Source organism: Psychrobacter sanguinis (genome assembly GCF_020736705.1).
GTDB classification, from domain to species: Bacteria; Pseudomonadota; Gammaproteobacteria; order Pseudomonadales; family Moraxellaceae; genus Psychrobacter; species Psychrobacter sanguinis.
This window is the reverse complement of record NZ_CP085990.1, coordinates 914,902-936,986: the sequence shown is the minus strand read 5'-3', so window position 1 is coordinate 936,986 and position 22,085 is coordinate 914,902. Positions and strand designations below refer to the sequence as shown.

Sequence of the window (22,085 nt, the reverse complement as noted above, 5' to 3'; positions counted from 1 at the left end):
TACCAACGGTTATTTTAGTACCCTAAATGAACACGCTTGAGTGCTAATGACCCACAATTGATTTTGCGGTTATTTAAATAATTAGTCATTCAGTATAGCATAATGAGGCATAATGCTTGATTTTCAATGCCTGTTAATAAATAAACCGTGCCATTTTTGTTGCAAACTTTATCAAGGCTTTCAAGCAAACATACTGCCTTATGGCCTTAGATTCACCATAATGAATTAAATGAAGCATAATCTATCGTCTTAAAAATGTACGGCTTTAAACTTGACGTGCAAGTTTAAAGATTTATGAACTCATAATGTATGACTTTAACTCAGTATCCACCCCGTAAGTTGCCTATTCCGCTTAGCATTAACCAAAAGTGATTAATATCCATGATTGAATTTAACAAAGTCAGTGTCCGCCGTGACGGCAGAATACTATTTTCAGACGCCACCTTCCAGATACACCCTGGCCAAAAAGTGGGACTAACCGGTAACAACGGCACCGGCAAATCCACCTTATTCGGGGTAATTTTGACCTATATGGGAGAGCGTACCACCGATGAGTTAACCGTGGATGCAGGTAATATTAGTATTCCCAGTGGTTGGGAAGTAGCGCACATGGCGCAGGAAGTGGAAGGTAGCAGTCAACCTGCCATCGATTATGTGCTTAGTGGCGACAAAGAATGGTATGAATTGAATCAAAAAATGATGGCTCCTGATACCTTGAGTGACTCAGAGATTGCCCATCTGTATCAACGCTTCGATGACATTGATGGCTATCGCACGCCGACCAAAGCGGCACAGATTATGGCCGGTTTGGGTTTCCAGCCTAATCAGCATGAGTTGCCGGTTAATGACTTTTCAGGCGGTTGGCGCATGCGTCTAAACTTGGCCAAAACTTTGATGAGTCGTGCTGATCTGTTATTACTTGATGAGCCGACCAACCACTTAGACTTAGATGCCATCTTATGGTTAGAGGAATGGATTGCTAAGTTTGATGGTACGGTACTGCTGATCTCGCATGACCAAACCTTTTTGGATGCCACCATTGGCTATATTTTGCATGTCGAAAATCAGCGCCTGACTTTATATACTGGTAACTATTCTCAGTTTGTACGCACCCGTAGTGAGCGTTTGTCGCAGCAGCAGCAAGCGTATGAGAAACAAGAAACCACTCGAGCGCATTTAGAAGATTTCGTGCGTCGTTTCCGAGCCAAAGCCTCTAAAGCGAAGCAAGCGCAAAGTCGATTAAAGCAACTGGAGCGTATGGCAGACTTATCTCCAGTGATGGCTGATAACCCGTTTACTTTTCAGTTTTATGAGCCCAGTCACATGAGCTCGCCACTGATTTCATTAAAGTCAGCAGACATTGGCTATAGTGATACGCCTATTCTAAAAAATGCCAGCTTACAGATTACCCCAGACACCCGCATTGGTCTGTTGGGGATGAACGGGGCCGGTAAATCGACTCTAATCAAAGCGTTGGTGGGCGAGCTTGAGCCATTAACCGGCAGTTATAAAGTGTCCGATACGCTGCACATTGGTTACTTTAACCAGCATCAGATGGACAGCTTGGATGCTGAAGCCACTCCCATGATTATGATGCGCCGTATTGCTGGTAAAACTTCTGATGCAGAGTTGCGCTCATTTTTAGGCAGCTTTGATTTTCGCGGTGACCGTATCGATACCCCCAGTAAGTTATTTTCTGGAGGCGAGCGTGCCCGTTTAACATTGGCACTAATTGTGTGGCAAAAGCCCAATGTATTGGTGCTCGATGAGCCGACCAACCACTTAGATTTACAAATGCGTCAGGCGTTAACCATGGCATTGCAAGGCTTCGCTGGGGCAGTGGTACTGGTGTCGCATGACCGTGAATTAATCGCCAATGTCTGTGATGAGCTGTATTTGGTGCATGATGGCAAGCTACATGAGTTTGAGGGTGATGTCTCAGATTATGGTAAGTGGCTGTCTGAGCAGCGCAAATCAGATGCCAAAGAAGCAGCAAAAGAGTCACGCGATGCTAAAGCAGTCTCAAATCAAGCTGCTAAGAAAGCCGAAGAGGAAAGAAAAGCGGCAGAAGCCAAAGCTAAGGCAAAGGCTGAAGAGCCTCAGCTGACCAAAGAGGAGCGCCGCAAGTTAGCGGCTGAACAGCGTAAGCTGACCGCGCCTATTCGTAAGCGTATTGAGCAAGCCGAAAAGCAGCTGGATAAATTAGCAGGCAGTCTAGAAGAGTTAGAGCAAAAACTGGCCGACACCTCACTTTATGATGATGCCCGTAAAGATGAGCTATTAAAGTTATTAGATGAGCAAGCAACGCTACAGCAGCAGCAGGCGGCGCTTGAAGAAGACATGCTCATGGCGATGACTGAGCTTGAGCAGTATGAGGTTTAGTTGAACTGATTTCATATGTCTAACATATGCCTCAAACGTGACACAGTGAGTATTAAAAAAAGAGCTTATTACTAAGCTCTTTTTTTTTGTTTTCTACTTTTTGGTTTCTCATAGTGACCTATACTTTAAAGACCATGAAATAGAGCGTTAAGCCTAAACGTGTAGCAGGTGTGATAGCTTTGTGGTGGTGGTTCAAAAAGTAGGCTGACATTAGACATATCCATGATTGATGTAAAAGAAAGCTAAATCAAAGGCTTTAAAGTGATTTTCCAGCTTTTTAGAAAAGTTACAACTTCGCCTAAATGCTCGCCTTACTCGATGTCTGATAGTGCAATTATTACCTTCAATACCGACCGTGAAAAACTTGCCAATGACTTGGGTAAAGCCCTTAAAACCGGTAACAAAGCTATCCCAGGTATCACTAGCGATTCTAGCACAACTTACGCCTAAGGCTTGCAGTTTAGCTTTAAGCTTTTTGACAGTGTTAAGGTCTCGTTTTCCCCACACATAGGCAACAATTTCACCTGTGTCACGGTGATAGGCATAAATTAGCCATTGTTTGTTGGTCTTCTTGCCTACGAATGTCCAAAGCTCATCGACTTCAAGACAGTCGTATTGCCTTTGCTTGGGGGTTATTTGGTAGTGACACTTTTTTAGGGTGGCCAGTACTTTGCCTTTGCTGATTCTCTCAACGCAAGCGATGTCTTTTATGCCACTGCCTCGAACCATAAGATGGCGTATTTTGCTATCTTTTTGGGAGTGACAGCCTTGGTACGTTAAGGCATGGTCGCCAATAAACTGCCGTTTGCAGTCTTTGCATTTATAGTTTTGTTTACCATAGCTTTTGAAGCCATTTTTCTTTATACTGTCACTTAGACAGGCTGGGCATTTGATGTATAGTGTGATTTGCATTTCACTATTTTATCAATTTCTCAGCCTGTTTTTTTTCAGCCTACTTTTTGAACCACCACCAGCTTTGTTAATTAACCCATTAATAAAGACGGTATTAAATTTATACAGATTTAACCTTAAAAAACCTATAGTGTGTCAGGGTATGTGCTTTTAAGAGGGTTAGTCTAGGACAAGGTATAGAACCTACAACCTTACAGCCTAGATAACTTATAAGAGTTAGGTCAATTAAAAGTTAGGTCAATAGCCCGTGAAATATTACTGAACAGTCCTTATATACAAAGATATAAAGTCGCTATTTAGATTAGAACGCTTAAAAGGATAATAATAATGGCAGAAAAGAGTTTTTATGAGATTTTGGGTGTCAGTAAAGATGCCACAGAAAATGATATCAAAAAGGCCTATCGCAAGTTAGTACGCAAGTACCATCCTGATGTGAGCAAGGCCAAAAATGCGGATGAAAAAATCGCTGAAATTAACAATGCCTACGAAACCTTACGTGACCCTGACAAGCGCGCCCAGTACGATGCGATGCAAGCCAACCCGTTTGCTGGCGGTGGCTTTGGTGGCGCTGGCGGGTTTGGTGGTGCCAGCGCTGGGCAAGGCGGGTTTAAATGGGAAGACGTTAAAGATCAGTTCGGTGAAGGCTCGCCTTTTGGTAGCGGCAGCTTCCGTTTTGACGATATATTCTCAGCTTTTGGGGGTGGAAAAGGCGGACGTCAATCGGCGCAGTCTGGTTTTGAAGGCTTTGACCATTTTGGCGGTGCTTTTAAGGAAGCAGGACCTGCGCCTGGACAAGACCAACATGCAGAAATTAATGTCAGCCTAGACTCCGTTTATAACGGCGATGACTATAGCATCAAATTAAACGTGCCGACCCGTCAGGCAGATGGTACGGTCAGTCATGAGCAAAAGACGCTTAAGATTAAGATTCCTAAAGGCATTACTGAAGGTAAGCAAATCCGCTTGAGTGGCCAAGGTGCTGCCAGTATGGGCGGTGGCAAAAACGGTGATTTGTTCTTAAAAGTCATGATTAAGCATGAGGACAATATTCGTTTAGAAGGCGCGGATGTCTATCAAACTGTGAATATTACCCCTTGGGAGGCCGCACTGGGTGAGAAAATTAATGTCAGTACTCCAGCGGGTACTTTCGGTATCACCGTGCCCAAAAACAGCAAGTCTGGCAGCCACTTAAGGGTTAAGGGTAAGGGTATTCCTGCGAAGCAAGCGGGCGATTTGTATTTAACACTGAATATTGTTAACCCAGAAATTACCAATGAAGCTCAAGAGCAAGCCTATGCGGCTTTAAAACAAAGCTTTGCTGACATAACAATACAGCGTTAATCAGACAATTCAGCTAATACCTGAACCAAGCCAATAAAAAATATAAGCATAAGAGGGACGGTTATCATGCAACACTCTAATGAATTTAACGATATTATTATGACCTTAGATGAGCTCATTACTGCCTGTGGTGCTGAACGCAGTTGGGTAATGGCTTTAATAGAAGAAAACGTCATCGAATATGATGTGCCAGAGACTCAGCAATTTACCGGCTATCAATTGGCAACGGTACGCCGCGCTTCACGATTGAGTCGTGATTTTGACGCCAGTGTGCCAGCGATTGGATTGATTTTGGAGTTGCTAGAAGAGGTAGAGCAACTGCGTCAGTTTAAGCGTCAACATCAAGCCTCAATACAGTCCGTCCAAACGATTGAAGTTGAGATTCAGCAGCATAAATAGTTTGGTAAATGAACTGATCATAAAAAAGGCCTCAATAGTTCATTGAGGCCTTTTTTATTTTTTGTAGCGCTTTGTTTTTGCAGCGTTTAATCAAATTAATATGTTTTAATCAATGACTCAATCGCTGAGCGGTTAAAACAGTTAACTAAGATAATTAAGCGGTTTTGTTTCTCATTACTGGGTCAGCGGCTGCGGTGAATAGCACGTCAGTTGATGAGTTAAGCGCCGTTTCTGCTGAGTCTTGTACCACGCCGATGATAAAGCCGATAGCAACCACTTGCATCGCCACATCGTTTGGAATATTAAATAAGCTACAAGCCAGTGGGATTAATAATAAAGAGCCACCGGCAACACCAGAGGCACCACAAGCACTAATCGTAGCGACCACGCTTAGCAATAGCGCAGAACCAAAGTCAACTTCGATACCCAAAGTATGAGCAGCCGCTAAGGTTAATACGTTAATGGTAATCGCAGCACCCGCCATATTGATGGTAGCACCCAATGGTAGGGTCACTGAATAAGTGTCTTCATGTAAACCAAGCTTGGCCGCTAAGTTCATATTCACCGGAATATTGGCTGCTGATGAACGGGTAAAGAATGCGGTGATACCAGACTCACGTAAGCACCGAAACACTAACGGATAAGGGTTTCTGCGGATTTTGAAAGCCACAATAATAGGATTGACCACCAAAGCAATGAATAGCATACAACCCACTAGGACAATTAGCAGGCGAGCATAACCTGCCAATGCCGCAAAACCAGTGTCGGCAATAGTGTTAGCAACTAGACCCAAAATACCGATAGGGGCAAAGGCGATAACAAATTTGACCACGTTAGAGATGGCATCAGACAAGTCAGAAACCATGGTACGCGTCGTGGCAGAAGCCTGACGTAAAGCAAATCCAAAGATAATTGCCCAAGATAAAATGCCCATATAGTTGGCATTGGCAAGCGCACTGACTGGATTATCCACTAAGTTCATTAGCAGCGTGGTTAATACTTCTTTTAAACCAGAAGGTGGGGTTTGCTCGGCGGCTTCTATCATGTTTAAGCCAATAAGCTCAGTAGGGAACATAAAGCTGGCAGTTACCGCAGTCAGAGCGGCTAAAAAGGTGCCAAAGATATATAGAATGATGACAGGCTTAACATGAACTTCACTACCCGTTTGGTGTTTGCTAATGGCCGCCATGACCAATATAAAAACCAAAATAGGGGCAACAGCTTTTAGGGCGCCAACAAACAGTGAGCCTAATAGGCCAAGTGCTATTCCGACAGAAGGCATTAGCCAACCAATTAGCACACCGAGTATCAGCCCAATAATAATTAGAGGTACCAAACCAATGCGTTGGTACATGTCAATAAGGGCTCTCATAAGCTCTCCATATAAGTGCGGACTTAAATAAGTTATAGATTAGAGAAAGAGTAACAGCGTTAACCTGGCTAAGGCTACGACAGTAGCACATGCATTCGGTTGTCTGGACGCTTATTTTCCTACCTATGACTATAAAATCCGTACTGAAAGTTTAAAAATAAAAAGATACGAAACCCCAGCCTATGGACTGTGTCGTAATAATTTTAAGGAAAAGGGACTTGATTGAGAGATAGAGTTTCAAAAGCCATTGACAATAAATTTATAAAGGTACTGCACCGCTAAGCTCTATCGCATCATCAGTATATGCACTGATTATACAAAACTTAAACTCATCTGCAACAAATAACTATAAATTGCTTGTAACACCCATTCTTAACCATATCAGTTAATAGGATAGTAAATAAGCTCAAAGCCTAAGTCGCGATAGATGCGATATTTATCGCGTCCCTGTTGTTTGCTGACTTCGTCAGGGGTAATAATCTCTAAAACTCGATCAGGAAGGATATTGCCAGTAGATAAAGGTAAGGCGGTAGGAGCCAAATTGAGCACCACGCCATCAAAATTGGGAGGGAGGGTAGATAATAAGGTAACTGGGGCTGACAGTGCCTCGTTCTTTGGTTCATTATCCAGAATTAAGGTGTGTGGTACAAAGCTGGTGGCATCAAAAGACCATAAGTGGGCATCTAAATCGCTTAGACGCTGAGTTTGGTCATCGACAATGACCAAGCTATGATCGCTTTTCTTTAATACCGTTTGGGTCAATCGACACACAAAGTTAAGCACCGCCTCAGCATCTACAGTTGAGACGGTGCTTACTGCGGTAGCGTCATGCTTTAGATAACGCTCACCGAGGACATAAAAACTAATTTGCATAAGCAGTATTGATACTCAGTTTATACTCAATAAAAGTGCTGAATTACTGCTCAGACAAGTTTTTTAGATATTGCATGAATAAAGGTACTGGACGGCCTGTTGCCGCTTTTTCTTTACCTGAATTCCAAGCGGTACCCGCGATATCTAAGTGAGCCCAAGCTTGACCCTCTTTAATGAAACGAGACAAGAAGCAAGCGGCTGTTACGGCACCTGCTGAGCGGCCACCAATGTTTTGGATGTCCGCAATAGGTGAGTCCAATAGGCTCTGATAGTCGTCATCAAGCGGCATGTGCCAGATAAGGTCACCGGTCTGGTCACTGGCGTTTTCAAGCTCAAACAACACATCTTCGTCGTTACTAAATACCGCTGAACGAACGTGACCTAGCGCTACCACACAAGCACCTGTTAATGTCGCCACATCAATGATGGCACGTGGGTTATAGCGCTGTACGTAGCACAGAGTGTCTGCTAGTACTAAACGACCTTCGGCATCGGTGTTTAAGATTTCGACATTCATACCATTCATCGCTTTTACGATATCGCCTGGACGAGTCGCTTCACCTGAAGGCATGTTTTCAGCACACGCTAGAGCGCCTACAACGTTGATAGGCATGCGGGCTTCACAAAGGGCTTTGATGGTCCCTAATACAGAGGCTGAGCCACCCATATCAAATTTCATCTCGTCCATTGCAGCGCCAGGCTTGATTGAAATACCGCCCGAGTCAAAGGTAACGCCTTTACCAACCAATACGATTGGGGCATCAACAGCGGTGTCTTCAGTCACTTTACTATTGGCTTTGCTGGCTTTGGCTGCTTTCTTAGGTAGCTTATCGGCCACGACTTTTAGGTTGTTGGCTAATGTATCGGCAAAGCTTGAGCTAGTTGGGCTAACAGTGGTAGTGGCTTGGTTTTTACCTTGGTATTCAAGGATAACCAATTGGCCTTCACGCACTGACCCACGCGATACTGATAAGAAGCAGTTCATGCCCAGCGCTTCCATTTCTCGCTCACCCAATACAGTTACTTTTAATAGGTCTGGATAAGTCTCTGCCAAAGCTTTGGCTTGATCGGCCATATATTCTGGGAAACAAATGTTACCTGGCTCATTGGCCACATCACGCGCCAATGATTGACCGCTGTGTACCGCTGTCACGTAATCGATCGCTGATTGCGGCACGCTGCTTGAAATTAAAGTCACTTCAGTCAGCTTAGGCTCAGTGGTTTCAGACTTATATTTGTCAAAACGGTAGCTGGCGTTCAATAGCTCTAATGCTAACTGCTGTAGACTTTCTTCTGCTAGGTCTTCACCGATAGCGACCGCCAAGTTAGTCACACGGTTATGGGTGTTTTTATAAAGCGCAGTGGCAATTTTGCGCAATGACGCAGGGTTGGTTTTTTCAGGCTTACCAATGCCCACTAATAAAAGCTGTAATGGCGCTTTTTTGGCATCGGCAGAAAGGGCAAAGTCAGTGACCGTTTCGCCAAGTTTGCCTTTAAAATCAGACACAGCGATTAAGTTTTCGATACGCTGCTGGTATGCCTCTAGACCTTTGAAGTTACCAATAAGGTTTGTTTCATCATCGACCAATACAGCTAGACAATACGTTTGTGCTTCATTGGCAGTAGGGGCTGCTTTTTTTAGAAGTTTTTTTGATGCCAATTTTGGCAAAGTTTTACTAACTGATAGTGTTAAGCTCATAATTATTCCTATGTTTTATGTCATGAATTTATTATTAATATAGTGAAGACTATGCCACGTCTTTGAGGGTAGCCTTTACTTTTTTCAATCGGTTGGGTCAAAACTGTTTTAATGGCTAATTGTATTAATCCTATCACTATTTTGACGGTTAACTATTTTAACTAGTAGCAGTCTATTTATGACCGATGATAGCCAATTTATGCCTCACACGGGAAGTCTCTAGTCCAAACCACAGTTTAACATATTGGCCCAGTTGATGGGCATAATGGCTAATATTGCTAATTCAAAAATATCAGAATCGTGCTAGGATAGAGACCATTATCTTACACCGGATATCACTATCCTCGTGCCAGTGCTTACGATTATAATACGTCCCAGTTATCAGGCTTTTATTGCCGAAAGATAAGCGATGACACTTTGATGTATGCCCTTTGTTAAAGACGGGCGAAATATACCCTTATTTCTAGCATAATCCTTTATTATTTGCGCATATTAAGCCTGTCAGAGAGTGGTACCGAGGCTTAAGCCATTCCTTTATTCTTCTAATATAATTTGAGTTTGCCTGTGATTTTACGCCGATACATGACCCGACAAGTTGCCTCAACGACCGCCTTGGTGTTGGGGTTTTTGCTGGTATTGCTACTGGGCGGAAGAATGATCCGCTATTTTGGTATTGCTGCTGAAGGTCGCCTTGATGTGGGTTTGTTGTTTGCTATTATTGGTTACAACCTACCGTACTTTTTAGAGTTGGTATTGCCGCTGTCTTTCTTCATTGGATTGATGCTGGTCTTTGGTCGTCTTTACGTGGACCAAGAAATGGCCGTGTTAAATGGCAGTGGTATCTCACGCGGTCGTCTAGCAAGATTGATGATTCCTTTTATTTTACTGCTGTTCGTATTTGAAGCCGGTTTATCCTTATATGGTAAGCCGTGGGGGGTTCGAAATTCAGAGAATATTTGGCAACAGCAATCACTAAGCAGTGCATTCGATCTAATTCGTCCTCAGACCTTTATCAGCAGTGACGACTATCACTTATATGTGGGCAGTATGAATGACGACCGCACTGAGCTACAAGATGTGATATTGGTTCAAACAGCGGACCAAGGCATCACTGGCGCCAAACCGGACTTAACCAATCTAGGTGCGGATCAACAGTCCCAAGATTCTGTTAATACAGACACTGCCCAAGTTGATGAACAAGCCAAAAAGCCTGAATTATCGCCCAAAGCGGATAAAACCATAACTGAGCTGACTAAGCCTGTGGCCACATCGAGCACTGAGGCTCAAGAAACAGGCAATAAATCTGAGCGTGACGTGATCGTCTTGGCAAAAAGAGCAGTACAAGTCGCGGGCAGCGATACGGGGGATACGACCCAATTGGACTTATTCCAAGGTCGCCGCTATGAAGTGGGAGCCGATAGTTTGGTATATAACCAAGTTAGCTTTGAGCGCTATCGTATCAGTATCAATCAGCCACCTAAGGACATTATCACCGATGATAATGTGGCGACACAGACATTACCGGTATTGTGGCAGGCGGCCACTGGCCAGGCTGCTCCTGTGATTGACTTAAGTGTAGACCCTACTAAAGCGTCGCCTGTCAAAACACAGAAACCTGATGCACAACAAGTGATTGCTGCACAAGCTGAGCTGGGTTATCGCTTAACCTTACCGTGGCTAATTATTCTAGCGCCAATGTTGGCAGTACCTTTGGCCCAAGTTCGTCCTAGACAAGGACGCTGGTTAAGACTGTTGCCGGCCATTATTATTTATGCCAGTTGTGCCTTAGTCATTATATCTTTGAAAAACTCAGTGACCAAAGGTTCTGTCTCTGTGTTGAGCTATCCATTGACCATTATCGGCTTTATGGTATTAGCGCTTTATCTTAACTGGGCCAGCCGACTTCACCACAGAGTACGCTTTAGAATCGGTCAGCGTAAACTACAAAATAATAACGACACATTCACTAATGGAGGCCGCTCATGAACCCTATGAATTTAGGCAACTCCAAAAATTTACCGAACGTCAGCTCTGGCAAAATCATTTCACGCTATGTCAAAACGAATGCCTTATTTGCCATGCTTTTTGCGGTACTAGGTCTGTGGGCATTGCAAATAGTCTTTGCTTACTTGGCCGAACTAGAAGACATCTCAGACAGCTATACCTATTTTGACGCGTTGACCTATATTTTGTATAAGTCGCCCTACTTTTTAGAGCAATTTACTCCCACAGGTGCGTTGTTAGGTGCGGTGATAGGGTTGGGATTATTGGCCAATAACTCTGAATTAATTGTGATGCGGGCCGCTGGATTAAGTATTTACCGCATCGTGAGCTGGGTGTTACAGCCGGCATTTATCTTTGTGATATTGGCCTTAGGTATTAATCAATATGTATTGCCTGAGACCAACTTGATGGCGAACCAAATCCGAAAGCCAGATACTGCATTATTGGCCTCGGTCAACGGCTATTGGACATTACAAAATGCTCCGGCTGTGGGTGAAACGGCACAGAAAGAAGGTGCGACTGGTCACAATATTATTTATATCGATTATGCCGATGCCAATGGCAATATCGGTAAAGTAAAACGCTGGCATTTGGATAAGGACAACAACTTAACTGCAGTGTCTCAAGCTGCAGGCGGCGTCTACGCTCCCAAAGCCAACCCACAAAACAATGCCGGTGTGCAAAATCTAAGCAAATCTGAACAAGATTTATTAAATTACCAATGGGATTTGGTCGATGTCACCACGCTTAAGCTGGCTGAACGGGCCTCCATTATGCGCTCAGAACAAACAGTAGAGAATCAACTAGCCACAGAGGCTGCTGGTAGCACTGATGCCGATACTAACGTCGACATTAGCAATGGCAATACACCGACGTCTGTGAATCAGTCACGCAATATCGTGTTGGATAACGAGCCTTTGGTAGCGAAACAGACGCAGGCAGAGGATGTAATTAGCTTGCCTATTTCTCCGAATTCAGTGTACTTATTAACACGCCGTGCTGAGGATCTGTCTTTGACTCAGCTATATGACCATAAGCAATTTAATGCCTCACAAGGTACACGTTCTTTAGAGCATGAAGTGGCATTTTGGCAGAAGTTGCTATCCCCGTTTGCTATTTTATCTTTAGTGATAGTGGCTTGTTCGTTTGTGTTTGGTTCATTGCGTACGCATAGCTTAGGTCTGCGTATCGTGGTGGCACTAATCTTTGGTCTGCTGTTTAGCTACATTCAAGACTTAACCAGTTTTGTGTCATTGGCCACGGGTGCGTCGCCTTTATTAATGGTATTACTGCCTATCATTGCCAGTGCGCTACTGGGCTTTTACTTGATCAAGCGTCAAAGTTAATCGTGCTCAGATTAAAGGTGAAGGCTATTTAGGCAACCTATAAACAAAGCCGACTTAAACAAAATAGCCTTAGACAATCGTAATAAAAAAAGCCCCTTATTCAATGATTAAGGGGCTTTTTTTATCTGAGTTTTTTATTTATATATTTGTTTTTTGTCTTTCGATTACTCTTTAATCGCGCGAGTAATGGTATAGGTTTTGCCTTGTTTTACTTTATCAGCGTTACCAAAGACTTCGGTAAAAGCACGTTTCATGAATTGGCGTAGACCATTGATGGTCACCACATAAAAGCGGCCGCCGGTACGCATTTTGCTATAGGCGTCTAGTAGATAGAGATAATGTTGCTCTTTACCCACTTTAGCAGGCAGGTTCGACATAACCAAACTGAAGTCTTTGTTAGGATCGACATGATTAAAGCCATTTGATAGATGCACGTCGACATTGGTCAGCCCATTCTTCTCACAGTTACGGCGCGCATACTCTACTGCCATAAAATCTTTGTCAATTAAAGTGTGTTGACCTTGTGGGCACTCTCTTGCTGCCGTCATACCCAGCACCCCATAACCACAGCCTAAATCTATCGAATCATCATCGACTTGAAAGTCGACATGGTCGAGCAGCATTAAGCTACCGGCATCCAGTTTTTCAGGCGAGAAAATTCCCCAAGTGGTGCTAAAGTGCATCGGTGTGCCCAACACGTCTTGAGTAAATGCGATGTCATTACGCCAGTGTTTGGCTTTTTCGAGTAAGTCAGCAGGAGGGGTGTGGGTCATGGTGTTACCTTAGAGGTTAAAAAGTAAAGTGTTAGCTAGTAGGTTGTATAGTGCATTGAATAGAAGGCCAAATAAGCTAGATTAGCCGCCTTAATTATCACCTACTGCAGCTAAGCATAGTTTGTTATTACCCAATCCACCAAGCTTTGAAAATCATCAAATGCTGCAGTTGGATTGAGCTCGCGAATATCTTGGCCGTAATTATAACCGTAAGACAGGCCCAATGTGTCAATATTGGCGTTTTGACCAGCCAAAATATCATTCTTGGAGTCGCCAATCATGATGGCTTCATCGGCACTGAACCCTAACGCCTTACAAACATGATGTAACGGCTCGGGGTCTGGTTTTTTCACCGGTAGGCTGTCACCGCCCAACACTTCAGAGAAAATATCCTGCCAACCGAAAGATTTCAAAATCTTAGGCACAAAGCGTATGGGTTTGTTGGTGACCAGTGCCAAGGTAAAACCCGCTTGTTTTAATTGCTTTAGCCCTGCATCGACATTAGGGTAGGCCACTGTATTTTGGCCGCTTATTTTGGCGTAGGTGTCGAAGAATACCTGTTCGGCTTGATCAGCCTCATCTTGGCTTAATTGACCCTCTACGACCTCTATATCGCCAACCAAAGCACGCTCTACCAGTAAGCGTGAACCATTTCCTACCCAATTGCGAATGGTGTCGACTGGGTACGTCGATTTACCCAATACCGTTAACATATCATTGACCGCTTGCGCCAAGTCAGGGACGCTGTCGATTAAGGTTCCGTCAAAATCGAATATAAGGAGTTTTTTTTCCAAAGTGTTCATAAAGATCTCAAGTTTTTATTATTAGTAATAGGGGAGGTTTATAAGCCCTGTTTATAAATACTGTTTATAAGTACTTTTTATAAGTTCTATTTTTCAATATGAGCGAAAAGTAAGTTGTAAATATAAACAATAAGTAGCGTGCAGAGAACGTTTAATAAAGCAGTATAAGGCTTAAGTAACGTTTTTATATTTGTCACGATGTTCTTTTTTCATCTTCAAATAAGTTTTATTTTCTCGGCACAGATCCCATTTCTGCTTAAAAATACGCGCTGACTCCGCCTTGATAGGGTCTTCTTCATCTCGAGGCAGCTCTTCCCGACCATGCGCTCCGCTCTGTCCTTTTTTGTCATCAGGCACGGGGCCTTTGTATTTTTTACCGCCTTTGTGATTGGCGTAGCGTCGTGAGCGAGTATAGCCCATTTGCAAAAATTTACGCGCCATATCGGCCCCAACAAAGTCATCGTTGGCTAAATAATCCAAAAACATTTGATAGATGAGGTTACTGCTCTCTTGAGCCACCTCAGGGGTCGCAAATCGCCAGTGCGGTAAAATTTCAGACTTATAAGGCTCGACCAATAGCACGCCTTGCTCACCGCGTCCTACTCGATATAGCTCTGGATGGTCACGGAGGTTTAGGTTTTTATAGTCTAAGTCGTAATCGAACTCACGCATAATAGCTCACACATTATAGATAGTAAGGGTTAGGAGTTGATTTTAGTATAACGGCTGTTGGCAACCAGTGACATATGGACTCTGTAACCTAATATCTTCTATTAGCTAATGAGCCGTTTTTGATGAGCAGTGCTTAAAGAAATAGGTTTAATGAGCAATGTTTAATAGACGAGGCTTAGCTTAATAAGCTATAAATCAGGCTTTAGAATAAAACACATAAAAAAAACCTCAAACTAACTAGTTAGTTTGAGGTTTTTAGAATTCGTTATAAAGATGGTGGCTCGAGGCAGAATCGAACTGCCGACACAAGGATTTTCAATCCTTTGCTCTACCGACTGAGCTATCGAGCCGTCTTTATGAGGTCGCTATTAAACTAAATATTTGGATGTCTGTCAACCCTTTTTTAGAAAATAAATCAAAAAAACTGAAATAAAATGAAAAAAGGCACAGATTTCCAGAATTAACCGTTATTTTACCCGAATTAATTCATATTCGTTCATGATACGGTGAACTTGTTCGTCAACTGGCATAAACTGACGAACCCCTTTTTTAACCTCTTTATCGTATACCAACTTAATAAACTTGGCATCGATACCGCGGTTAACGTTTTCAGGATGCATCGCTAGGTACTGTAGACGCTTGGTATCGGTTTGCCCATCATCAAAACAGCCTATCGCTGCAATAGGCTTGTCATTAAACATGCCCACATACATCAAGTTGCCGCGTTTAAAAGCGGTCTCAAACAGTGCTATCACCGCATCACTGTCGACCAAATCGCCAAGATTGGCATTGTCTGCCGTATAAAGCTTGCCGATACGCTCACGCAGTTCATCGTCATGAGTGGTCTCACGCATAATAGGGGTATCAAAAGAGTTAATAGCAACGGCTTCTAGTGGCATATCTACGATCCCAAAATGTGAATAAAAAGTTTAGTAAATGGGTAAAGTCAATTAATAGTAATATTTTAGCAAACTATCAGGGTTTAGAGGCTGTAAATATGGCTTAAAAGTATTGCGTTTGCTATCATCAAGATAAGCTTGTTGTTTCTGATGCTATTTAGCAGTTACCTGTTGTTATTTTTTTAATGAGCCAATTATTAGTGAGCCCTATTGCCATGACTACTGAAATAAATTCAAACCCAGCCAATCGTCCGAATCGCACTGCCACTGTAGAGCGTAATACGGCGGAGACTCAAGTGCGTGTAACGGTCAATCTAGATGGGACCGGACAAGGTAAAATCGATACCGGTGTGCCTTTTCTTGATCATATGTTAGATCAGATTAAGCGTCACGGACTTTTTGACTTAGACATCACTTGTAACGGCGATACCTATATCGACGACCACCACAGTGTGGAAGATACCGGTATTACTTTAGGTCAAGCTTTCGCCAAAGCGTTGGGTGATAAAAAAGGGATTCGTCGTTATGGTCACTTTTATGCCCCACTTGATGAGTCTTTGACCCGTGCTGTGGTAGATATTTCAGGTCGTCCTGGTCTACACATGGACATTCCTTTTACCCGCTCACACGTAGGTTCTTTTGACGTAGACCTATTTAGCGAATTCTTCTTTGGTTTCGTGAACCACGCTTGGATGACGGTACACTTAGACAACTTAAAAGGTAAAAACAGTCATCACCAAATCGAGTGTACTTTTAAGGCCTTTGCTCGTGCGTTACGTATGGCTTGTGAGTATGATGAGCGTGCGTTAAATACGCTACCTTCGACCAAAGAGGCACTTTAAGTTATGACCAAAATCGCACTTTTAGACTACGGTATGGGCAACCTGCATTCTGCTGGCAAAGCATTATCCACAGTAGGTGCCGAAGTATCCATTACCAATGACGCCAAAATTATTCGTGCGGCAGACAAAATTGTATTCCCAGGCGTTGGGGCCATGCGTGATTGCATGGCTCAAATGCGCGAGCAGGGTATTGATGAGGTAGTACAGGAAGCGGCATTTAACAAGCCAGTTATGGCGATTTGCGTCGGTATGCAGGCGTTATTCACTGAATCACTAGAGTTTGAACATACCCAATGCTTAGACATCATCCCTGGCCAAGTCAAAAAGTTTGACGAGCATTGGACCGATGAGCAGGGTGCGCCGATTAAGATTCCACACATGGGCTGGAACACTATTTCTGGCATGGATACGACACATCCGCTGTGGCAGGGCATCGACGAGCATGCACATTTTTATTTTGTACACAGTTACTACTGTGCCCCTGAGGACACTTCGGTAACCGCCACCATTTGTGAGTATGGTCAGCCATTTTGTGCCAGTATCATCAAAGACAATTTATTCGCCACTCAGTTTCACCCTGAAAAGAGCCATAAAGATGGGCTACAACTGTTGAAGAACTTTGTTGAGTGGACTATTTAAGGGCTATGAAAGGGCTAAGTTTTTAATAGGTCAAATAAGTCAAAACCGCGATTCGCTGTAGCAGTCGCGGTTTTTTAATATCATTTAATATCAATAGGACTTACGCAAAACCAGAGATATATTGCCAACCTAAAGCATAGCGTAGTACCATAATAGTCATGAAGAAGCCTAAAGTAACCCGACTAGATTATTGCCAGTATCTCATGGGTGAGCCAGATAAACTACACCATCACCAACTATGCTGATCATCATCCTGAGAACATCAGTCATGACCGTATCAACCGTTATATTAAAGGTGACAAGCTCAAACCTCGTCTAGTATGGGAACAAGTTAAACAAGACATTGTCGCCGATGCTGAGGGTTACTTGCTCTTTGATGACACCGTATTAGACAAAGATCACAGTCATAAGATAGAACTGGTCAACCGCCAATATAGTGGCAATGCTAAACGATTAATTAAAGGCATTGGTCTTGTAAACTGCATCTACGTTAACCCGCATACCCAGCAGTATTGGGTTATTGACTACCGTATTTACGACAAAGCCATCGATGGTAAAACCAAGCTTGATCATTTAGAAGATATGTTACGACACACGATCGAGTACAAGCAATTGGTATTTAAAACGGTGCTCATGGACAGCTGGTATGCCACTAAAGATATCATGCTGACCATTGATGGTTTAGGTAAAATCTTTTACTGTCCGCTTAAGAGCAACCGTTTGGTTGATGATTCTAAGGGGCAACGCGCTTATACCTCAGTCAGTGCTTTACAATGGACTGAGGCCGAACAAGATAATGGCAAATTAATTAAGATCAATAAATTTCCTAAACACTATAAAGTGCAACTGTTTCGGGTTGTGGTGAGTACTCACCGCACGGATTGGGTCGTAACCAACGACACCACTCAAACAAATCGTGATGACGTACAACAGGTGTGCGCCATACGCTGGAAAATTGAGCAGTTTCATCGTGAGATTAAGCAATTAACAGGTATAGAGTCTAATCAGTGTCGAAAAGCACGTATTCAGCGCAATCATATTTGCTGTTCTATATTAGTTTGGATAAGTTTGACCCGTATTGCTAAGCAGACAAAGAAAACGGTATATCAGTTAAAACATGGCTTGCTGGATGACTATCTCTGCGAGCAGTTGCGCTCGCCTAGACTGATTGTTGCGTAAGTCCTAATCAATACAGGGCAATCGCACTACAAATCGATTTTAGCTACATTTTAATTAATTATTGACCTTTTACAGATGTTACCACCAATTTTCGATCGCAAATAACAAAAATACGAGATACATAAAAATATTTTAGTTATAGTTTCTAACTATTTAACACATTTTATTTAGATAACCTAATTTAAAGCGGCTATTTTCTATAGTGCGATTGCCCTGCCTAATCAATAGAGGTTTAAACACGCGTTTAAAACGATTTTTTGGTATTTTTCAAGGAACATATCGCTAGATTCAATGTTTGCTATTTCGGTTGGAGACTGAGATTAGCAACTGAGGTTTATAACCTTACATTATGTTATTGCACTGTTTCATTTAGCGTTTAACGCTGAATCAGTATATAAAATATCAACAAATCATAACCCATCGTTTTTATCGTCGTCCTATACTATTTCACTGTGTTCGCGCTTAACTTTATGAATCCTTTGGATTTATTAATCTTTGGATCTATTAATATTTGGATCTATTAATATTAAGCGTTTATGGATTAAGTGGTGACAGAATATTGGATGGTAAAGTGGCAGATTTTCAACAATTTAAAATACAGATCATTGAGGCTACTGGGCTTGAGAGAGATGCCTTACATATCTATGTCGGTATCGGCGTTTTTATCTTAAGTCTATTAATCAGCAGACCCTTCGTTAAGAGATATGTCACTCGGCTGAATATAGGCCTACTTGCGGCCACCTTTTTTGCCTTATTGGGTGAATATTTGGACTTAAAAGTTGATTATCCTAATATCACTGGTGATCACTTAGCAGAGAGTATCCACGATATTATTAATACCTGCTTTTGGCCTTATATGTTATATGCCATTAACCGTTGGACCTCTTTATTTGACAAGCATTCATAGCCTACTCAACTGTCATCAAAAATAGGGGTTTAATTTATTTGTAAATCCTGTACTTTATAAGGGGCTTCTTTTATTTTAAACAGCATATCAAGGATGATATATGATGCAGGAAACCTCAACAAATACAGCAGTGGTAACGACAGACGCGCCGCTATTTATCAGACAGGACAGTAACGATAACAGTGGCGTTGTGACCCTCACTTTAAATAATCCCAAACAATTTAATGCCTTATCTGTGGCACTCCTTTTGGCCCTGCAAAAAGCGCTTGATGAGATTGCTAAAGATAAATCCATTCGAGTAGTGGTGATAGCGGGAGAAGGTAAAGCCTTTTGTGCGGGTCATAACCTTAAAGAGATGCGCGCCCATTCTGATAGAGAGTTTCATCAGGCCCTTTTTAACCAGTGTAGTCAAATGATGCTGACCATTAACCGCATGCCACAAGTTGTCATTGCCAAAGTACAAGGCATTGCTACCGCAGCAGGGTGCCAATTGGTGGCCGCGTGTGATTTGGCAGTGGCCTCACGTACCGCCAAGTTTGCCACATCGGGTATTAATGTGGGACTGTTTTGTTCCACGCCTGCTGTTGCAGTCAGTCGCAATCTGTCACCCAAACAGGCGTTTGAGATGCTAATTACCGGCGAGTTTATCGATGCCGAGACAGCAGCGGCACAAGGTTTGATTAATCGAGTAGCCGACCCTGAACAGCTAGATAGCGTCTTGCAGGAGCTGGTTGATGCCATTTCAGTAAATCTCCTGTGGCCACAAGTACGGGCAAAAAGATGTTCTATAATCAGTTGGGTATGGAGTTACCGGACGCTTATGAATATGCTAGCCAAGTCATGGTGGACAATATGATGACGAACGATGTGGCAGAAGGCATTGATGCTTTTTTTGAGAAGCGACAAGCGGTGTGGACCGGGCAGTAAGCAGGCGATTGTTAAGACGCAATAACCCAGTTAAATAGTCTATTTTAACTGGGTTTTTTTTGGTCTTTTTTTTAGGATTTATCGGTTTATTTTTAGCATTAGCATTATTGTGTCTTTTTAATTATAATCATCCAAACTATAAGTTATAAACAAGGATGATTATGACTACTCCGTTCCGAAAAACTTACCTAAACCTACTCAGATAGTTTTAGCGTTTTCTTCCTGCTTCATAGACGTTTGCCATTGTGATTACACGTAGGTCTTACATCGTCTCCACAGGCTAATACGGTGGAACTCACCGCTTTTTTTAACCCATCCATCAGTGATGGGTTAATACTTTATTTGCATGATGCAGTATATTGATACTGGCATTGATGTCTCTATCATGAGCTTGCTGACAAGACGGACACTGCCATCGTCTGACTGATAATGGTAATTCCTCTTTGGTCAGTAAGTGACCGCAATTAGAGCAAGTTTTAGAGGATGCAAACCATCTATCTAACTCTTTGACGGTTTTACCGTATTGATTGGCCTTATAAACAAGCTGACGCTTAAACTCATAAAAGCCTAAATCACTAATAACACGACTTAATTTGCGGTTGTGCATCATGCCTTTGGTGTTTAGGTTTTCAATGGCAATAACATCATACTCATTCACTAAAGTTGTAGTAAGCTTATGTAGAGCGTCTTTACGGATACTACTGATTTGCAGGTGTAATCGTGATAGCTTGGCTTTCGCTTTAGCACGATTGTTACTGCCTTTTTGTTTGCGGCTTAATTGGCGACTCAGCCTTTTAAGTTTTTTGAGTTTAGTTTTAAGTGGCTTGGGCGCTTTAATCTTAGTCCCGTCTGACAAGGTAATTAAGTTGGTAATGCCTAAGTCTATACCAGTCTGTTTTCCTGTCTTTTTAGCAAGGGTTACCGCATCCGCGACTTCCACAGCAATAGAGACAAACCATCTATCACCTCGACTAAAGATTTTAGCTAAGAGTATTTTGCCGTCAAAGCGCAGGGCTTCACGCATACGAACCCAACCTAAGTTAGGTATGCGAATCTGTTTGCCTTTAACAGTAAACTGGTCATTGGACAGGCTAAACCTATCGTTAACGCCTTTTTTCCGAAACTGAGGGTACTTAGACTCACCTTTAAAGAATCGCTTATAGGCATCACCTAGCTGCATAATGGCAAGTTGTGGGGCGCATTTGGTCACCTCGAGCATGAATGGGTACTTATCACGCTTAATGGCGTTTAACTGCTTGCGTAGCTTGCCTTGAGTAGGCTTTAGTAATTTGCTTTCATCAACGTCAATACCAATAATGAGGCAAGCATCACGATAGGCTTTATCTTGAGCATACTGTCGTTGCCACTCGGCTAACGCCCAGTTATACGCAAGACGAGCAATACCGCAAGCCTTAGCAAAATAGGTGGCTTGCTTGTTGTTTGGATTAAGCTCAATAACATGGCCTCGTATCATTCTAAAATCGCTTTAACCGCTTCAATGAGCTTTTTATTCTTCTTACTACGTGAGCCATAGAGTCTTGCTGAAAACACTGTGATAATCTCAAGTACGTCTTGCGCCAATTCTTCTTCAAAAGATAAGTTCTCACCCTGATTAATGATAACCACTTCAACCTGACGGGCTTCACACAAAGCAAAAACAAGTTCTGCTCCAAAACGCAGTAATCTATCCTTATGGGTTAGCACCAATCTATCTATCTTGTTGTCTAAAATATCATCAAGTAAGCGTTTTAAGCCTTGTTTATGATATTTCATGCCACTACCTAAAACGCTAATCACCTCAAATGACCAGCCTTGAGCAGAGCAATACAGCTCAAGCATTTCAATCTGACGTTGTAAGTCCAATTTTTGATCATGACTCGATACACGAGCGTAAGCTATGGTTTTGCGTTGTTGCTCTACCTTATTACGAGTCAGGTTTGGGTTTATTTTAGATAAGTCGTACCGACGATGACCTTTGGGCGACAAGCACACCTGTCTCATCCCATCTTCGCAGAGTCGAAACGCAAACGCCTAACTGATTAGCTGCTTGTTTTAACTTGATAATTTACTCATAGTGAATAATTATAGGTAGATTTAAGTAGGTTTGTTGTTACTG

At 42.6% G+C, this 22,085-nt stretch carries 18 protein-coding genes, 1 tRNA gene and 2 pseudogenes; 10 read left to right on the top strand and 11 right to left on the bottom strand.

Annotation, left to right across the window (positions count from 1 at the left end; genetic code table 11):
• The first annotated feature begins 381 nt into the window (after positions 1–381).
• Entirely contained in the window at positions 382–2,382 is a 2,001-nt protein-coding gene (locus tag LK453_RS03955; protein ID WP_007394690.1) for an ABC-F family ATP-binding cassette domain-containing protein, read from the top strand.
• Positions 2,383–2,592: 210 nt separating this feature from the next.
• Here the strand turns inward: LK453_RS03955 and LK453_RS03950 are convergent, their stop codons facing one another.
• Complete coding sequence (locus LK453_RS03950) at positions 2,593–3,294, bottom strand: IS1 family transposase (RefSeq protein WP_227953986.1); 702 nt, start codon at positions 3,292–3,294, stop codon at positions 2,593–2,595.
• A 327-nt stretch (positions 3,295–3,621) separates the two neighbouring features.
• Between LK453_RS03950 and LK453_RS03945 the strand changes: the two genes are divergently transcribed.
• Both LK453_RS03945 and LK453_RS03940 read left to right on the top strand, forming a co-directional pair.
• Positions 3,622–4,635 carry a DnaJ C-terminal domain-containing protein gene (locus LK453_RS03945; RefSeq protein WP_007394689.1) on the top strand — a complete coding sequence of 338 codons (1,014 nt, stop codon included), beginning with the start codon at positions 3,622–3,624 and terminating at the stop codon, positions 4,633–4,635.
• Positions 4,636–4,701: 66 nt separating this feature from the next.
• On the top strand, positions 4,702–5,034 hold the full coding sequence (locus LK453_RS03940; RefSeq protein ID WP_201526215.1) for a chaperone modulator CbpM: 333 nt from the start codon (positions 4,702–4,704) through the stop codon (positions 5,032–5,034).
• 154 nt (positions 5,035–5,188) lie between these two features.
• Here LK453_RS03940 and sstT read toward each other — a convergent pair whose 3' ends face one another.
• From sstT to LK453_RS03925, 3 genes are all read right to left on the bottom strand, one after another.
• Positions 5,189–6,406: a serine/threonine transporter SstT gene (gene sstT / locus LK453_RS03935; protein WP_007394687.1), complete on the bottom strand. Its 1,218-nt coding sequence runs from the start codon at positions 6,404–6,406 to the stop codon at positions 5,189–5,191.
• 381 nt (positions 6,407–6,787) lie between these two features.
• A complete protein-coding gene (locus LK453_RS03930; RefSeq protein ID WP_007394686.1) occupies positions 6,788–7,279 on the bottom strand; it encodes a DNA polymerase III subunit chi in 492 nt (163 codons plus the stop codon).
• A 43-nt stretch (positions 7,280–7,322) separates the two neighbouring features.
• Positions 7,323–8,978: a leucyl aminopeptidase gene (locus LK453_RS03925; RefSeq protein WP_007394685.1), complete on the bottom strand. Its 1,656-nt coding sequence runs from the start codon at positions 8,976–8,978 to the stop codon at positions 7,323–7,325.
• A gap of 582 nt (positions 8,979–9,560) precedes the next feature.
• Between LK453_RS03925 and LK453_RS03920 the strand changes: the two genes are divergently transcribed.
• Together LK453_RS03920 and LK453_RS03915 are read left to right on the top strand one after the other, a co-directional pair.
• Positions 9,561–10,964: an LptF/LptG family permease gene (locus LK453_RS03920; protein ID WP_007394684.1), complete on the top strand. Its 1,404-nt coding sequence runs from the start codon at positions 9,561–9,563 to the stop codon at positions 10,962–10,964.
• Positions 10,961–12,328, top strand: coding sequence for an LptF/LptG family permease (locus LK453_RS03915; RefSeq protein ID WP_007394683.1), 1,368 nt, complete (start codon positions 10,961–10,963; stop codon positions 12,326–12,328). Before LK453_RS03920 ends, LK453_RS03915 begins: the two co-directional genes overlap by 4 nt.
• Positions 12,329–12,492: 164 nt before the next feature.
• On the opposite strand, the gene LK453_RS03910 is transcribed toward LK453_RS03915, so the two are convergent.
• From LK453_RS03910 to LK453_RS03890, 5 genes are all read right to left on the bottom strand, one after another.
• A complete protein-coding gene (locus LK453_RS03910) occupies positions 12,493–13,101 on the bottom strand; it encodes a class I SAM-dependent methyltransferase (RefSeq protein ID WP_007394682.1) in 609 nt (202 codons plus the stop codon).
• A gap of 110 nt (positions 13,102–13,211) precedes the next feature.
• Positions 13,212–13,904: a phosphoglycolate phosphatase gene (locus LK453_RS03905; RefSeq protein ID WP_007394681.1), complete on the bottom strand. Its 693-nt coding sequence runs from the start codon at positions 13,902–13,904 to the stop codon at positions 13,212–13,214.
• 171 nt (positions 13,905–14,075) lie between these two features.
• Positions 14,076–14,576, bottom strand: coding sequence for a DUF4385 domain-containing protein (locus LK453_RS03900; protein WP_007394680.1), 501 nt, complete (start codon positions 14,574–14,576; stop codon positions 14,076–14,078).
• Positions 14,577–14,850: 274 nt separating this feature from the next.
• Positions 14,851–14,926: transfer RNA gene (locus tag LK453_RS03895), tRNA-Phe, on the bottom strand.
• Between the two features lie 117 nt (positions 14,927–15,043).
• Entirely contained in the window at positions 15,044–15,475 is a 432-nt protein-coding gene (locus LK453_RS03890; protein ID WP_007394679.1) for a hypothetical protein, read from the bottom strand.
• A gap of 215 nt (positions 15,476–15,690) precedes the next feature.
• Between LK453_RS03890 and hisB the strand changes: the two genes are divergently transcribed.
• The 5 genes and pseudogenes from hisB (at position 15,691) to LK453_RS03865 (ending at position 19,898) form a co-directional block, all read left to right on the top strand.
• Complete coding sequence (gene hisB / locus LK453_RS03885; protein WP_044298273.1) at positions 15,691–16,317, top strand: imidazoleglycerol-phosphate dehydratase HisB; 627 nt, start codon at positions 15,691–15,693, stop codon at positions 16,315–16,317.
• 3 nt (positions 16,318–16,320) lie between these two features.
• Positions 16,321–16,956 (top strand): imidazole glycerol phosphate synthase subunit HisH, encoded by a 636-nt coding sequence (hisH, locus tag LK453_RS03880; RefSeq protein WP_007394677.1) that lies wholly within the window; start codon positions 16,321–16,323, stop codon positions 16,954–16,956.
• 158 nt (positions 16,957–17,114) lie between these two features.
• A pseudogene (locus tag LK453_RS03875) lies at positions 17,115–18,135 on the top strand (IS701 family transposase).
• Positions 18,136–18,706: 571 nt separating this feature from the next.
• Entirely contained in the window at positions 18,707–19,042 is a 336-nt protein-coding gene (locus LK453_RS03870; RefSeq protein WP_144295673.1) for a hypothetical protein, read from the top strand.
• Positions 19,043–19,142: 100 nt separating this feature from the next.
• Positions 19,143–19,898, top strand: a complete 756-nt coding sequence (locus LK453_RS03865; RefSeq protein ID WP_265088902.1) for an enoyl-CoA hydratase-related protein — start codon at positions 19,143–19,145, stop codon at positions 19,896–19,898.
• Between the two features lie 390 nt (positions 19,899–20,288).
• Here LK453_RS03865 and LK453_RS03860 read toward each other — a convergent pair whose 3' ends face one another.
• Positions 20,289–21,443, bottom strand: coding sequence for an RNA-guided endonuclease InsQ/TnpB family protein (locus LK453_RS03860; protein WP_007394674.1), 1,155 nt, complete (start codon positions 21,441–21,443; stop codon positions 20,289–20,291).
• Positions 21,440–22,034, bottom strand: a pseudogene (locus LK453_RS03855) (IS607 family transposase). The gene LK453_RS03860 and the pseudogene LK453_RS03855 overlap by 4 nt, the downstream one beginning before the upstream one ends.
• Positions 22,035–22,085 lie beyond the last annotated feature (51 nt).